The sequence below is a fragment of the Micromonospora cremea genome, assembly GCF_900143515.1.
In the GTDB taxonomy this organism is placed as follows: Bacteria; Actinomycetota; Actinomycetes; order Mycobacteriales; family Micromonosporaceae; genus Micromonospora; species Micromonospora cremea.
This window is the reverse complement of the sequence record NZ_FSQT01000002.1, coordinates 198,052-213,137: the sequence shown is the minus strand read 5'-3', so window position 1 is coordinate 213,137 and position 15,086 is coordinate 198,052. Positions and strand designations below refer to the sequence as shown.

12 protein-coding genes are annotated in these 15,086 nt (G+C 73.8%); 8 read left to right on the top strand and 4 right to left on the bottom strand.

Going from position 1 to position 15,086, the window contains the following annotated elements:
* The first annotated feature begins 110 nt into the window (after nucleotides 1-110).
* The 5 genes from BUS84_RS14320 (at nucleotide 111) to BUS84_RS14300 (ending at nucleotide 7,894) form a co-directional block, all read left to right on the top strand.
* On the top strand, nucleotides 111-4,112 hold the full coding sequence (locus BUS84_RS14320; protein WP_074312914.1) for a CHAT domain-containing tetratricopeptide repeat protein: 4,002 nt from the start codon (nucleotides 111-113) through the stop codon (nucleotides 4,110-4,112).
* A gap of 208 nt (nucleotides 4,113-4,320) precedes the next feature.
* Nucleotides 4,321-4,686, top strand: coding sequence for a YciI family protein (locus BUS84_RS14315; protein WP_074312912.1), 366 nt, complete (start codon nucleotides 4,321-4,323; stop codon nucleotides 4,684-4,686).
* Nucleotides 4,687-4,816: 130 nt separating this feature from the next.
* A complete protein-coding gene (locus BUS84_RS14310; protein WP_074312910.1) occupies nucleotides 4,817-5,365 on the top strand; it encodes a BBE domain-containing protein in 549 nt (182 codons plus the stop codon).
* A gap of 199 nt (nucleotides 5,366-5,564) precedes the next feature.
* Entirely contained in the window at nucleotides 5,565-7,013 is a 1,449-nt protein-coding gene (gene pyk / locus BUS84_RS14305; RefSeq protein ID WP_074312908.1) for a pyruvate kinase, read from the top strand.
* Entirely contained in the window at nucleotides 7,010-7,894 is an 885-nt protein-coding gene (locus tag BUS84_RS14300) for an acyl-CoA thioesterase (protein WP_074312906.1), read from the top strand. Before pyk ends, BUS84_RS14300 begins: the two co-directional genes overlap by 4 nt.
* A 103-nt stretch (nucleotides 7,895-7,997) precedes the next feature.
* Here the strand turns inward: BUS84_RS14300 and BUS84_RS14295 are convergent, their stop codons facing one another.
* Nucleotides 7,998-8,666, bottom strand: coding sequence for a YceI family protein (locus BUS84_RS14295; protein WP_074312904.1), 669 nt, complete (start codon nucleotides 8,664-8,666; stop codon nucleotides 7,998-8,000).
* A 269-nt stretch (nucleotides 8,667-8,935) separates the two neighbouring features.
* Here BUS84_RS14295 and BUS84_RS14290 point away from each other — a divergent pair, with 269 nt between their 5' ends.
* Both BUS84_RS14290 and BUS84_RS14285 read left to right on the top strand, forming a co-directional pair.
* On the top strand, nucleotides 8,936-9,400 hold the full coding sequence (locus BUS84_RS14290; protein WP_074312902.1) for an RrF2 family transcriptional regulator: 465 nt from the start codon (nucleotides 8,936-8,938) through the stop codon (nucleotides 9,398-9,400).
* Nucleotides 9,401-9,501: 101 nt separating this feature from the next.
* Nucleotides 9,502-10,485 carry a sulfite exporter TauE/SafE family protein gene (locus BUS84_RS14285; RefSeq protein ID WP_074312900.1) on the top strand — a complete coding sequence of 328 codons (984 nt, stop codon included), beginning with the start codon at nucleotides 9,502-9,504 and terminating at the stop codon, nucleotides 10,483-10,485.
* Nucleotides 10,486-10,548: 63 nt separating this feature from the next.
* On the opposite strand, the gene BUS84_RS14280 is transcribed toward BUS84_RS14285, so the two are convergent.
* The 3 genes from BUS84_RS14280 to BUS84_RS14270 all read right to left on the bottom strand — a co-directional run bounded on the left by BUS84_RS14280 (nucleotide 10,549) and on the right by BUS84_RS14270 (nucleotide 13,811).
* Entirely contained in the window at nucleotides 10,549-11,985 is a 1,437-nt protein-coding gene (locus BUS84_RS14280) for a pyridoxal-dependent decarboxylase (RefSeq protein WP_244298577.1), read from the bottom strand.
* A 255-nt stretch (nucleotides 11,986-12,240) separates the two neighbouring features.
* Nucleotides 12,241-13,263: an LLM class flavin-dependent oxidoreductase gene (locus BUS84_RS14275; protein ID WP_084757476.1), complete on the bottom strand. Its 1,023-nt coding sequence runs from the start codon at nucleotides 13,261-13,263 to the stop codon at nucleotides 12,241-12,243.
* A 68-nt stretch (nucleotides 13,264-13,331) separates the two neighbouring features.
* Entirely contained in the window at nucleotides 13,332-13,811 is a 480-nt protein-coding gene (locus BUS84_RS14270; protein WP_074312894.1) for an Lrp/AsnC family transcriptional regulator, read from the bottom strand.
* 83 nt (nucleotides 13,812-13,894) lie between these two features.
* Here BUS84_RS14270 and BUS84_RS14265 point away from each other — a divergent pair, with 83 nt between their 5' ends.
* Entirely contained in the window at nucleotides 13,895-15,073 is a 1,179-nt protein-coding gene (locus tag BUS84_RS14265) for a trans-sulfuration enzyme family protein (RefSeq protein ID WP_074312892.1), read from the top strand.
* Nucleotides 15,074-15,086 lie beyond the last annotated feature (13 nt).

The window sequence follows — 15,086 nt, the reverse complement described above, 5'->3', positions numbered from 1 at the left end:
ACACGGTGGCTGCCGGCAGATCCGGTTTGCGGCCCTCGTGCCGCTGGCGCGTGCCGTGTCCGATCTGCTACGCCTGATCCCAGTCGGTGCGGCCGGTCGGGGGAGGCACGATGTGGCGACGGTTCAGGTCCGACCCGGTGGGTCGGCTGCGGGAGCGGCTGGACCGCTTCGGCGCCACGACGGACCACCGCGCGGTGCTCGACTCCGGTGCGATCCGGGACGCCGAGGCGGTCATCGAGTTCGTGACCGCCACGCCCGCGCACGGGCCGCTGCCGGAGCCGGTCGCGGAGGGTTTCTTCCTCCTCGCCTGTTTGCACTGGTACCGATATCAGCTGCTGCCGCCGGGCGAGGACGCCGACGACCTCGGCCAGGCGGTCGCGCTCACCGAGTTCCTGCTGCGCTTCGCCCCGGAACGGGTGCCGCCGTCACTGCTGGCCATGCTGCACACGCACCGACCACCACCGGACTCCGGCCGGGTCCCCGGTCCACGGGGTCCCGGTGGCCCGGCGTCCGCCCCCACCGGTTCCGACCGGGGCCCCGGCTCCGCTCCCGGTGGGCGTACGAGCGGCCTGGCCGACGGCGAGGCCGGCGCGTTGTTCCTCGAGGCCGTCATGCTGATGGCCGCCGCGGAGAACAACCGTGACTACCGGGGAGTCGACCGGGCGGCGGCTCTGCTGCGACGGGCGGTGGACGGCACGCCCGCCGGCGAGCCGGAGCGGCTGCACTACCTGTCCGCCCTCGGCAGGGTGCACCGCGAGCAGTTCCAGCACCTCGGCCGGCGGAGCGCCCTGACCTCCGCGATCGAGGCGCACCGGGAGAGCCTGGAGTCCACCTCGGCCGGCGATCCGGAACGTGCGGTCCGGCTGTTCAACCTCGGCAACGTGCTCGGCGACCGGTACGAGATCGACGGCGCGCCGGCGGACCTGGACGAAGCGATCATGCTGCTCCGGGACGCGGCCCGAGTCACCGGCAGCGGCGCCTCGGTGCGCGCCGTGGCGCTGGCCAACCTCGGGCAGCGGCTGCGCGACCGGTGGCGTCTGCGGGGTCGGCCAGCCGACCTCGACGACGCGGTCGACTCGTTCGCCGCCGCCCGAGCCGCTGGCGACCCGCGGGTCGCCGCGCTGCACGGCACGGCGCTCGCCGAACGGTTCCTGCGCGACCGGGCGACGGCCGACCGGGATGCCGCGATCGAGGCGTACCGGTCGGCGTTGACCGGGTTCGGCGGTCTCGAACCGGAGCTGACCGGCGTGGCACGGACCAGCCTGGCGACCCTGCTCGCGGAGCGGCACGAGACCGACGGCGTCCCGGCCGACCTCGACGCGGCGATCGAGGCGTACCGGGCGGCGGCCGGATCCCGGTCGGCGCACGGTGGGCTGGACCCGGACGAGATGCGGCACGCGGTCGGCCGCCTGCTGGTGACCCGGTACGAGCGGCGGCGTCGGATCGGCGACATCACCGAGGCGGTGCGGCTGCTGCGCGAGGGCGTCGACGCCGCCGGGGAACCGGCCGACCGGGCCCGCTGGCTCGCCGAACTCGGGTACGCGCTGGGCCGGGGGCACGCCGACCTGGGCGGGGTGAGCGCACTGCGGGCCGCCCGGGACGCGCTGGCCGAGGCGGAGTCACTGCTGCCCCGCGCCGATCCGCTGCGCCATCAGGTGCTCAACAATCTGGGCAATACCCTGCGCGAGTTGTCCGACCTGGCGGGGGAGCCGGCGCTGCTGGAAGCGGCCGCCGTGGCGCTGCGGGCCGCGGTCGCCGCCGCCGCACCGGACGCCGCCGCGCTGCCCACGTACCGCTCGAACCTGGGCCTGGTGTTGCAGGCCCTGTTCACCTCGACCCAGGACCTGGCCACCCTGACCGAGGCGATTGAGGTGCTGGCGCAGGCGACCGGGACCGCGCCGCCCGGGCACCCGGACCGGCTGCCGGCGCTGCACAACTACGGCGCCGCGTTGAACCGTCGGGTGGAGCTTGCCCTGGACGGTGCGCTGCCCGCCGGCGGCCAGCCCGCCGACCAGATCAGGGCCGGCGCCGCGCGGGACGCCGACGCCGCGGTGACCGCGCTGCGCGAGGCGGCCGAACTGGCCGAACGGGAAGCCGAGCCAACCGAGTACGTGCAGACGCACGCCACCCTCGCCCTGGCCCACCTGCTGCGGCACCGTCTGCACGACGACCCGGCGGGGCTGAACGAGGCGGTCCGGCTCCTCCAGTGGCTGGGCGAGAGCCAGCCGTTGGTCGGCGCGCAGCGGCACCGGATCCACACCAACCTCGGCAGCGCGCTGCTGCTGCGCTACCGGGCCTTCCGCGACGAGGCGGACGCGGCCGCCATGCTGGTGGCCAACCGGGCGGCGGTCGACGCGCTGCCCGCCGAGCATCCCGCCCGCACCATGTGCCTGAGCAACCTGGCCACCGCCCTGGAGGCGGTCGCCACCCCCGTCGCGCTGGCCGAGGCGACCGCCGCCTTGCGCGCCGCCGCCGCGGTGGAGTCCGCGCCGTCGCTGCTTCGGGCGAGGGCGGCGAGTCGGTACGCGAAGCACGCCGCCGCGGCCGGCGACCTGCCGGCCGCGCTCGACGGGTACGCCACCGCGATCGAGCTGATCGACCTGGTGGCCTGGCACGGCATGGACACCGACGACCAGGCCCGTCTGCTCGGGCTGTTCCCCGGGTTGGCCAGTGACGCGGCGGCCGTCGCCATCGCCGTCGACCGCCCGGAACGCGCCGTCGAGCTGCTCGAGTACGGCCGCGGCGTCCTGCTGACCCGGGCCCACGACGCGGGCGCCGACCTGGCCGCACTGCGCGCGCAGTCGCCCCGGCTGGCGGACCGGCTCGCCGACCTCCAGGCCGCCCTCGACGGATTCACCGCGCTCGCGCCCGCCGGTCCGGGCGGCCGTGCCGAGCAGCGGTACGACCTCGCCATGCGCCGTCGTGAGCTGCTCGCGGAGATCCGCGCCCGGCCCGGTTTCGCCGACTTCCTCCGCCCGCCACCGTTCGCCGCCCTGGCCCGGGCCGCGGTCGGTGGCCCGGTGGTGTTGGTCAACGTGGCCGCGCGGCGCTGCGACGCGCTGGTGGTCGCCGACGGCCAGGTCACCGTGGTCCCGCTGCCCGGGCTGACCCTGGCCGAGCTGGTCACCCGGACGGCGGGCTTCCTGACCGCGATCGCGGTGCTCACCGGGGCGGCGGGGCCGGTCGGCCCGGAGCCCGCGGCGCAGCGCCGCCGGCTGGCGGCCCGGACCGAGGTCGGCCAGGCGCTGGACTGGCTGTGGCGGGTCGTCGCCGCACCCGTGCTCGACGCCGCCGCGCCCGCCTCGGCGCCGACCGCCTCGTCCGGCGCCGTACCGGCCGCCGGCGTGGACTGGCCACGGCTGTGGTGGTGCCCGACCGGGCTGCTCACCCTGCTGCCGGTGCACGCGGCCGGCCCGCTCGACGGCGGCGACGGGGTGCTGGACCGGGTGGTGCCGTCGTACACCGCGTCGCTGCGGGCGCTGGCGCGCGCCCGGCGCGGCGTGCCGGCCCGGGCCGAGCCGGTCGATTCGGCGCTGCTCGTCGGCATGCCGCAGACCCCCGGCCTGGCCGACCTGCCCGGCGTCGCGCAGGAGGAGGAGATCGTCCGCCAGCACCTGCCGCGGGTCCGCTCGCTCCTCGGCCCGGCGGCCACCCCGGCGGCCGTGCTCGCCGCGCTGCCCGACCAGCCGGTCGCCCACCTGTCCTGCCACGGCACGCAGGACCTGCGCGCCCCGGCCTGGGGGCACCTCGCGCTGGCCAGCGGCCCGCTGCACGTCCGCGACCTGTGGCGCCCCGCCGGCCGGCCGGGCGCGCTGGCGGTCCTGTCCGCCTGCGAGACCGTGCGCGGCGGGGCGGCCCTGCCCGACGAGGCGCTCACCCTCGGCACCGCGTTCCAGCTCGCCGGGTTCCGGCACGTCATCGGCGCGCTCTGGTCCATCTCGGACGCGCTGACCGTACGGCTCTGCGCCGACCTGTACGCCGGCCTCGCGGTGCCCGGCGGGATCGCACCGGACCGGGCGGCGGTCGCCCTGCACCGGTCGGTCCGCCGGCTCCGCGCCGCCCTGCCCGACCGCCCCGACACCTGGGCCGGCTACGCCCACCTCGGCCCCTGAAGCTCACCGTCAGGAAGGGCCCCTTGTACAACACCAGGCGTTAGCAAGGTGCCCTTCCTGACATCCGGCCCGCGGAGACCAGCCGGGGGCAGTTGGGCGGAGCGAGCGGTATGACCCCCGTCGGCGTGCGACGCTGGGCGCGTGCCGGCGACGTCGGCTCGGGCAGCCGGGCTGGTGCGTACCCGGCGCGACGGCGGAGGGAGCGCCCATGGCGGGAGTGCCGCAGGTCGACTTCGCGCTCGACACCTACGAGTGCATCGTGATCTATCCCGGCGCAGCCGGACGGGCCCTGTCCAACGAGACCGTGCAGCGGTTGCAGGCCGAGCACACCGAGCACATGCAGGCGTTGCAGCAACGGGGCATCATCCTGGTCGCCGGCTCGGTGGACGGGCCGGCCCGCAATCCGGACCCGCCGATCGGCTTCGGGCTGGCCCGCACCGGCAGCGTCGACGACGTACGCAGCGTGCTGGAGGCCGACCCGGCGGTGCAGGCCGGGCTCTACCGGGTGGACGTGCTGACGTTCCTCTGCCCGGCCGGGTCGTTGGAGTTTCCGCTGGCCAAGACCGAAAGCTGACCGGCCGGTGCATCGGCGGCTATCGTGACGAGCTGACCGTGATGGCCGGCTTCCTGCCCGGCCCCGCCGGCGAGCCGGTGATCTTCGTCTGCCCGTTCTACAGCGGCCCGGACCTGGACGCCGGGCGACCGTGGGTGGACCGGCTGCGGGCGCTGGGCACCCGCTGGTCGACCAGGTCGGCCCACTGGCGTACGCGGACGCGCTGCGGATGTTCGACGGCGGGATGGTCGACGGCAACCACTACCTGCTGCGAACCCACTGGTTGCCCGCGCTCACCGACGACGCGGTGGACGCGCTGGTCGACGCCGCCCGGCAGGTCAGCTCGCCGTTCTCCGCGCTGGCCCTGCACCACTTCCACGGCGCGGCCAGCCGGGTACGGCTCGCCGACACGGCGTTCGGCCTGCGCGCCGATCACCTGTTGACAGAGGTGATCGCCGTGTGGGCGCCGGGTGGAGTGGTCGGGCCGCACCGGGACTGGGCCGAGCGCATCTCGGCGGCGCTCGCCCCGCACGCCCTGCCCGGTGGCTACCCGAACCTGCTCGCCCCGCAGGAGACCGACCGCGTCCGGCTGGCCTACGGCGCGAACTGGGCGCGGCTGCGCCGGGCCAAGCGGCGCTACGACCCCCGTGACCTGCTCACCGCCGTGCCCACCCTGCCGCCGTCGGAGGGCTCCGGGTGAGCCGCCGCCGGGAGCACCCGGACGGTGCGTGCCAGCGGAGGCGTACGATTCCCGGCGCGCGGTCGCCGTTGCCCGTCGCCACAACGTTCCCGGTGCGGTTCCGCCCGCCGGCCCGACGCGCACCGCGCGTCGTTGGACAATTGTTCCGCTGCCTGCAAGGGGTCGGCCCCGAGTCCGACTCGAAGGAGAGACTAGCCTGATGGGCGTGACACGCCGCGCGAAGATCGTCTGCACTCTTGGTCCCGCCACCTCGTCCCCGGAGCGCATCCGGGGTCTCGTCGAGGCCGGCATGAACGTGGCGAGGCTGAACTTCAGCCACGGCAGCCACGCTGACCACGAGGCGGTCTACCGACTGGTCCGGGAGGCGTCCGAGGCGGCCGGCAAGCCGGTGGCCATCCTCGCCGACCTCCAGGGTCCCAAGATCCGGCTCGGCAAGTTCGCCGACGGCCCGCACGAGTGGCGCACCGGCGACTCGGTCGTGATCACCGGCGACGACATCATCGGCACCAAGGAGCGGGTCTCCTGCACCTATCGCAAGCTGCCGCAGGAGGTGAAGCCCGGTGACCGGCTGCTGATCGACGACGGCCGCGTCGCCGTCGAGGTCACCGACGTCACCGGCAACGACATCCGCTGCCTGGTCACCGAGGGCGGGCCGGTCTCCAACAACAAGGGCATCTCGCTGCCCAACGTGGCGGTCAGCGTGCCCGCCATGTCGGAGAAGGACGCCGAGGACCTGCGCTTCTCCCTGGGGCTCGGGGTCGACCTGGTCGCCCTCTCGTTCGTCCGCTCGGCCGAGGACATCAAGCTCGTGCACGGCATCATGGCCGAGGAGGGCGTGTTCCGCCCGGTGCTGGCCAAGGTGGAGAAGCCGGAGGCGGTGGACCACCTGGAGGCCATCGTGCTGGCCTTCGACGGTGTCATGGTGGCCCGCGGCGACCTCGGCGTCGAGATGCCGCTGGATGAGGTCCCGCTGGTGCAGAAGCGGGCCGTGCAGCTGTGCCGGGAGAACGCCAAGCCGGTCATCGTGGCCACCCAGATGCTCGACTCCATGATCGAGAATTCCCGCCCCACCCGGGCGGAGGCCTCCGACGTGGCCAACGCGGTGCTCGACGGCGCGGACGCGGTGATGCTCTCCGGCGAGACCAGCGTCGGCAAGTACCCGGTGCTGACCGTCAGCACCATGGCCAAGATCGTGACGACCACCGAGGCCGGCTCGATCGGGGTGCCCCGGTTGCAGCACGACCCCCGTACGCACGGCGGCGCGCTCACCGTCGCCGCCTCGTCGATCGCCCGGGCCATCAACGCCAAGGCGCTCGTCGCCTTCTCGCAGACCGGTGACACCGTCCGGCGGCTGTCCCGGCTGCACTGCGATCTTCCGTTGCTGGCCTTCACCCCGGTCCCCGAGGTGCGCAGCCAGCTCGCCCTGACCTGGGGCGTGGAGACCTTCCTGATGCCGTTCGTCGAGCACACCGACGACATGTTCCGCCAGGTCGACCAGGCGCTGCTCGGGCTCAACCGGGCCAACCCGGGCGACTACGTGGTGATCGTGGCAGGCAGCCCGCCCGGCACCCCCGGCTCGACCAACACGCTGCGCGTCCACCAGCTCGGGTCGCTCGTCGACGCGGCGTCGGCACGGGCGCTGCAGTGAGCGACGGCCGGGTCGCGGTCGGCCAGGCCGCGGTGGACCAGCTGTTGGAGGTCCTGGACCTCGACCCGACCGGGGAGATGACCTTTCGGGGCATGAGCCCCCCGGTCGGCCCGCAGCGGGTGTACGGCGGCCAGGTCGCCGGCCAGGCGCTGGTCGCCGCCGGCCGCACGGTCGACCCGGAGCGGTTCGTGCACTCCCTGCACGGCTACTTCGTCCGCCCCGGCGACCCGGTCGAACCGATCGAGTACCAGGTGGAGAACATCCGCGACGGCCGGTCCTTCTCGGTCCGCCGCGCGGTCGCGCTCCAGCACGACAAGCCGATCTTCTTCATGTCGGCGTCGTTCCATCGGGCCGAGGAGGGGCTGGACCACCAGGCGCCGGCCCCGCCGGACGTGCCCGCCCCGCAGGACGTGCCGACGATGACCGACCGGCTGTCCCGCTACCCGGAGCGGCTGGGCATCTGGGGTCAGATTCCGCGCCCGATCGACGTGCGCTACGTCGGCGAGCCGGGCTGGGTCCGTCCCGGCGACCGTCCCGCCGACCCGCACCAGCGGGTCTGGATGCGCATCGACGGCAAGCTGCCGGACGATCCGCTGCTGCACGCCTGCGCGCTCACCTACGCCTCGGACCTCACCCTGCTGGACTCGGTGCTCTCCGTGCACGGCGAGGTGTGGGGGCCGGGCGGGGTGGTCGGCGCGAGCCTCGATCACGCGCTCTGGTTCCACCGGCCGTTCCGGGCCGACGAGTGGTTCCTCTACGACTGCTGGAGCCCGTCGGCGTCCGGCGCCCGGGGGTTGGCCACCGGCCGGATGTTCACCACCGACGGCCGGCAGATCGCCAGCGCCGTGCAGGAGGGCCTGCTGCGCCGCGTCGGCGCCTGAGGCTGCCGTCATCCCCGCCAGGCACGCACCTCTGAGCACAGGCTGCGTCCGGCGGGGGCGGCCGTCCCGCCGGGCGCAGTCGCATCGATGAGCGCCGGGCGGATCAGGGTTGGTGGATGCCCTCGCCGGCGATCTCGATCTGGACGGTCTTTCCGACCAGAACTCCGCCACTTTCCAGCGCGACATTCCAGAGCAGGCCGTAGTCCTCGCGGTTGATTTCCGCCGTCGCGCTGAATCCGAAGATGTTCTGTCCGTACGGATCGCGCCGAGCGCCGCCGAAATTCACCCGAAGGTCGACCACCCGGGTGATGCCCTTCACCGTCAACTCGCCGGTGAGCACGAATCGTCCGGGTGCCGGGTCCGACTGCGGTGGGAGATTGTGACTTCTGCCTCGTCCGGCGAGTCGATGCTTTCGCAAGCGGGCCCAGTAGAAGATCGGGTCCTCGCTGCCCTGCCGACTGATACCCGTGCTTCGATATTCAAGCGTGGGATAGCGCTCCACGTCGAGGAAATCGGCACTCTTCAGGTGCGTGTCCCGGTCGATGCTGCCGGTGGTGATGCTCGCGGTCTCGATGGTGGCGGTCACCGAGGAGAGCAGTGGGTCCTCCGCCACGAAGATCTGCGCGGTCGCCTCGGCGAATTCACCCCGCACCGGGCTCACCATCATGTGCCGCGACAGGAAACCGATCCGCTTGTGCGCCTGATCGAGACGATAGGTGCCGGCGACCGGGATGGTCATGCCATCCCAGGTGCGGGTCGCGATATCGGTCATCGTGTGCCTTCCCCCCGAGTCGGACCCGGGTGTTCATCAATGTGCTGATGGAGCCCGCGCAAAGGTCCGACAGCCGTACTCCCCGCCCAGCATAAGGACGCCTCGGAACAGCTTTTCGGGGCCCACCGTGCGGCGGATCATGACGCACTTCACCCGTCCTCGAATGCCTCCCGGACGAGACATGAGCAGGCCGGCTTTTCGTCGATGCGTGGCCGATCGGCCGAGGGCCGCCCGTCCAGCCGGCTGACCAGCGGGCTAACCTTGCCGACATGCGTCTCTCCGCTCGGGTCGACTACGCCCTTCGCGCGGCCGCCGAGCTCGCCGCAAAGGCCAGCGGCCCCGGGCGGGGCCGGCCGGTCACGGCCGACCAGATCGCCCGTGCCCAGGAGATTCCGCCGAAGTTCCTGGAGAGCATCCTGCTCCAGCTGCGCCGGGGCGGCATCGTGCACGCCCAGCGGGGTCCGGAGGGCGGCTACTGGCTGGCCCGTCCGGCCGAGGAGATCTCCCTCGCGGAGGTGATCCGGGTGATCGACGGGCCGCTCGCGCACGTACGCGGGCAGCGTCCGGAGACGCTCGGCTATCACGGCCCGGCCCGCGCGCTGCAGGAGGTCTGGATCGCGCTGCGAGCCAGCGAGCGCGAGATCCTGGAGCTGGTCAGCGTCGGCGACGTGGCCGCGAACGCGCTGCCCGCCCGGGTCACCGAGCTGGCCGCCGATCCGCGCGCCTGGATCTGACCGCCGGCGTCCCATCCACCGATCGGGCACTTGACCCGGCCCGCCCCGTGCCGCATTGTCGACCAAGTCGATAGGAGATGCCGAAAAGTCAGGGGGCGCTCGTGCGCAAGCTGCTGCTCCTCGCTCTGGTCGGGCTCGCCGCGCAGCTGATCGACGGCTCACTCGGCATGGCGTACGGGCTGACGTCGTCCACCCTGCTGCTGGTCGCCGGGGTCGCCCCGGCCGCCGCGTCGGCCTCGGTGCACCTGGCCGAGATCGGCACCACGCTCGCCGCCGGGGTGGCGCACTGGCGGTTCGGCAACGTCGACTGGCGGGTGGTGACCCGCATCGCGCTGCCCGGCGCGATCGGCGCGTTCGCCGGCGCCACCCTGCTCAGCTCGATCTCCACCGAGTCGGCCGCGCCGTGGATGGCCGGCATCCTGTTCACGCTCGGCGCGTACCTGTTGGTCCGCTTCGCCCGGCCGCTGCGTACCGACCGGGCCGGTGGGCGGCTGAGGGGGCGCTTCCTCAGCCCGCTCGGCCTGGTCGCCGGCTTCGTCGACGCCACCGGTGGCGGCGGTTGGGGCCCGGTGGCCACTCCGGCGCTGCTGGTGTCCGGCCGCCTGGAGCCGCGCAAGGTGATCGGCTCGGTGGACACCGCCGAGTTCGTGGTGGCCGGCGCGGCCAGCGTCGGCTTCCTGATCGGGCTGGGCAGCGAGGGGTTCCTGCTGCCCACCGTCGCCGCGCTGCTCATCGGCGGGCTCATCGCCGCACCGCTGGCCGCCTGGCTGGTGCGCATCGTGCCGGCCCAACTGCTCGGCGCGGCGGTCGGTGGCGTGATCGTGCTGACCAACGCCCGCACCCTGATCCGCTCCGCCGAGCTGGACGGCCCGGTCCGCCCCGCGGTCTACGCCCTGCTGGCCGCCGGCTGGCTGGCCGCGCTGGTGCTGGCCGTGCGGGCCCTGCGCCGTACCCGCCAAGCCCGCGCCACCGCCGTGCCCGCCCTCGCGGCGAGCGCCCCCGCCGCCGACGTTCCTCCCGCCCCGGCGGCCGTCGGCGCCGTCCCGGCCGAGCTCGCCGGCACGGGTACGCCAGCCGCCCGCTGAGCGAAGCAACCTGTCAGGAAGGGAACCTTCCTCTACACGGGGCGTTGATGAGGGCCCTTCCTTTCACGGGCGGAGCAGGTTGTCGGCGGCGGCGGTCAGCAGTTCCCACGCCTCGTCGACGTGCCGTTCGGCGGTCTGTGGCGAGCCGACCGCCAGCCGCAGCGTGTACCGGCCGGCCACCCGGGTGTGCGTCAGGTGCACCCGCCCGGTGCCGTTCACCCGGGCCAGCAACTCGGCGTTGGTGTCGTCGTCGGCGTGCAGCCGGAAGCAGACCAGCGAGAACGGGTGCGCCGCCGCCAGCTCGAACCGGCCGTCGGCGCGGACCCGGTCGGCGAACCGGGCGGCCAGCGCCACCCCGGAGCGGATGTGGGCGCGCAGCCCCTCGGCGCCGTACCAGCGCAGCACGAACCACAGCTTCAGGGCCCGGAACCGGCGGCCCAGCGGCACCTGCCAGTCCCGATAGTCGATCACCGCACCGGACTCGCTGGCCGCGTTGCGCAGGAACTCCGGCAGTACGGTCAGCGCCTCGACCAGCTCGCCGCGGTCGGCCACCCAGAACGCGTCGCAGTCGAAGCCGGTGAGCAGCCACTTGTGCGGGTCGAAGCAGTACGAATCGGCGTACTCCAGGCCGGCGTGCGACCAGCGCAACTCCGGGCAGACGGCGGCGGCGCCGGCGTACGCGGCGTCCACGTGCAGCCAGATCCCGTACTCGGCGCAGATCGCCCCGATCTCCGGCAGCGGGTCGATGGCGGTGGTGGAGGTGGTGCCGATGGTGGCGACCACGATGGCGGGGATCTCCCCGGCGGCCAGGTCGGCCTCGATCGCGGCGCGCAGCGCGGCCGGCCGTAGCGCCAGGGTCTCCGGGTCCGCCTCGATCGGGCGGACCCCGTCGCTGCCCAGCCCGGTGATCCGCACGGCCTTCTCGATGGAGGAGTGCCCGTGCACGGAGGTGTACGCGCGGTAGCGCCGGTCGATGCCGGCGTCGCGCCAGCGGCCTCCACTGGCCCGGTGCAGGGCGGCCAGGGTGGCCACCAGGGTCGCCGAGGAGGCCGAGTCCTGGATCACTCCGCCGCCGCTGCCGCTCGAGCGGAACCGCTGCGGCAGGTCCAGCAACTGGGCCAGCCAGTCCATCATCACGGTCTCCAGCTCGGTGCAGGCCGGGCTGCTGGCCCAGAGCATGCCCTGCACGCCGAGCCCGGAGCTGACCAGGTCGCCGAGCAGGCTCGGACCGGACGTGTTGGCCGGGAAGTAGCCGAAGAAGCCCGGGTGCTGCCAGTGGGTGAGCCCCGGTACGACGATCGCGTCCAGGTCGGCGAGGACCGCCTCAACCGGCTCGCAGGCGGTGGGCGGGGAGGCCGGCAGGGCGGCGGCCACCGTGCCCGGCGGGTCGGCCGGAGCCACCGGACGCTGCTCCAGCGTGGCCCAGTAGTCGGCGATCCAGTCGATGACGGCGTGGCCGGCGCGGCGGAACTCGTCGGGATCCATGTGTGGGGCGCTCACCCGGACGAGTTGATCAGGCATCGTTCGCCGGGGCAAGAGTCGAGTGTGGGCGACCTCGACCCGGGGCTGGAGGTCTTCAAGGTCGACGTGGGTGGCAGGCACCGGGCCGTAGCCGCGGAATCCGCTCAGCTCCGGCCCGGTGCGCCACACCGCGGCATTCCCGACCCGTCCCGACCGGGGATGCCGTACCACCACCGGAACCTACGTTAGGCACCGTCCGGGTCGCCAGGGTGACGGTGACGTGAAGATCGTGTTTCACGCCGCCCGGTGCAGGCCGCCCGCCACCTGTTCGGCGATCAGCTCGTACGAGCGCACCCGGTCCTGCACGTCGTAGACCAGCGTGGTCAGCATCAGCTCGTCCGCGGCGGTCCGCTCCACCAGATCGGTCAACTGCCGGCGCACCGTCTCCGGCGAACCCATCGCCTGACCGTCGCGGCGCTGCTCCACGAACTCGCGCTCGATCTCGTTGTACGGGTACGCCGCCGCCTCCTCGGGCGTGGAGAGGGGCTCCGGCCGGCCGGAGCGCAGCTTCAGGAACGACAGCGCGCTCGGTCCGGCCAGCCACTCGGCCCGCTCGTCGGTCTCCGCGCAGACCGCGTTGACCGCCACCATCGCGTACGGCTTGTCCAGCCACTGCGACGGCCGGAAATTCTGCCGGTACAGCGCCAGCGCCGGCAGGGTGTTCGCCGAGCTGAAGTGGTGCGCGAAGGAGAACGGCAGGCCGAGCAGGCCGGCCAGTTGGGCGCTGAAACCGCTGGAGCCGAGAAGCCACACGGCCGGCTGCTCACCCCGCCCCGGGGTGGCGATGATCTGCCCGGGGCGCTCCCCGCTGAAGTAGTTCATCAGGTCGGCCAGCTCACGGGGGAAGCCCTCGGCCGACAGCCCCTCCATGGTGCGGCGCAGCGCCAGCGCGGTCACCTGGTCGGTGCCCGGCGCGCGGCCGATGCCCAGGTCGATCCGGCCGGGGTGCAACGCCTCCAGGGTGCCGAACTGCTCGGCCACCACCAGCGGCGCGTGGTTGGGCAGCATCACCCCGCCCGACCCGAGCCGGATCGTCGAGGTGTTCGCGGCCAGGTGGGCGAGCAGCACGGCGGGAGCGGAGCTGGCGATCGCCGGCATGTTGTGGTGCTCGGCCACCCAGAAACGGTGATAGCCCAGCTCCTCGGTGCGCCGGGCCAGCTCGGTGGTGGCCTGCAGCGCCGCGCCGGCGGTGGTGCCCTTGGCGACCGGAGCAAGATCAAGAACAGACAACGGTACGGTGATCACACGCTTGGCCAACCCGTCACCGGACGCTTTTGTTCCGCTTGGCCGGCATTCGATCGGACCGCTCGCAGTCCCGGCGCTGCTCAGCCCATCCCGCGGGCCTGTTCGAAGATCAGGCTGGTCTGGGTGTGCTGCACCACCGGATCGACGGCGAGGTGGTCCAGCACGAAGTCGCGCAGCGCGTCCCCGGACGCGGCCCGCACGTGCAGCACGTAGTCCTCCGCGCCGGCGACGTGGAACACCGACACCACCCCGGGCAGCCGCACCGACCGGGCCCGGAACGCGTCCACCGCGGCCCGCTCGTGCGCCGTCAGCCGGACCGACACCAGCGCCTGCAACGGCAGGCCGAGCGCGGCCGGGTCAACCTCGGCGTGGAAGCCACGGATCGCGCCGCGCTCGCGCAGCGCGCGGGTGCGGGTCAGGCAGGTGGAGGGCGCCACCCCCACCCGCTCGGCGAGGGCGTTGTTCGGCAACCGGCCGTCCGCGGCCAGCTCGGTCAGGATCGCGCGGTCCACCTCGTCCAGGGCCGGGTACGGCCGCACATCGTTCGGATCAGGGGGCATTGCGCCATCCTCGCCCGAATCCTTCAGCGAAGCCAGCGCCAGGGACAGAATTATCTTCCAAGCCATTGCCCTGTTCGCGGCGGATGTTCGACGCTACCGGCATGACGATGGTGGACACGACAGCCGTACACGCCGGCCGCGACGACCTGCGGGCGCTCGGCGTCCACGTACCGCCGATCGACCTGTCCACCACCAACCCGCTGCCCTCGGTCGACGCCGGTGGGGACGCCTACGAGCAGCTCGCCACCGGCGGCCTCCTTCCCGCCGAGGGCAGCGCCGTCTACCAACGGCTGTGGAACCCGACCGTGGCCCGCTTCGAGACCGCCCTCGCCGAGCTGGAAGGCACCGCCCAGGCCGTCGCCTTCGCCAGCGGCATGGCCGCGCTCACCGCCACCCTGCTCGCCGCCGCCCGGGACGGCCACCGCCACATCGTCGCCGTCCGACCGCTGTACGGCGGCACCGACCACGTGCTCGCCACCGGCCTGCTCGGTACCACCGTCAGCTGGGCCCGTCCCGACGAGGTCGCCGCCGCCATCCGCCCGGACACCGCGCTGGTCATCGTCGAGACGCCGGCCAACCCCACCCTCGACCTGGTCGACATCGCCGCCATCGCCACCGCCGCCGGCGACGTCCCGCTGCTGGTCGACAACACCGTCGCCACCCCCGTGCTGCAACAGCCGGCCCGGCACGGCGCCGCCCTCGTGCTGCACAGCGCCACCAAGAGCATCGGCGGGCACGGCGACGTCCTCGCGGGCGTCGTCGCCTGCGACGCCGACTGGGCCGTCCGACTGCGCCAGGTCCGCGCGGTCACCGGCGCGATCCTGCACCCGCTCGGCGGCTACCTGCTGCACCGCGGCCTGCAGACCCTGCCGCTGCGCGTCCGCGCCCAGCAGGCCACCGCCGAGAAGCTCGCCGGCTGGCTCGCCGACCACCCGGCCGTACACCGCGTGCACCACCCGTCGGTGCACGACCCGGCGGCGCTGGTCGGCCGGCAGATGGCCGGACCCGGCAGCCTGCTGGCCTTCGAGGTACGCGGCGGCGCACCCGCCGCGGCCGCCGTCGCCGGGGCCTGCCGGCTGATCACCCACGCGGTGTCCCTCGGCGGCGTGGACACCCTGATCCAGCACCCCGCCTCGCTCACCCACCGGCCGGTCGAGGGCGACGCGAAGCCCGCCGCCGCGCTGCTGCGGCTCTCGGTCGGGCTGGAGGACCCCGAGGACCTGCGCGCCGACCTCGCCCAGGCGCTCGCCATCCTCGGCTGACCGCCCGGTCGGC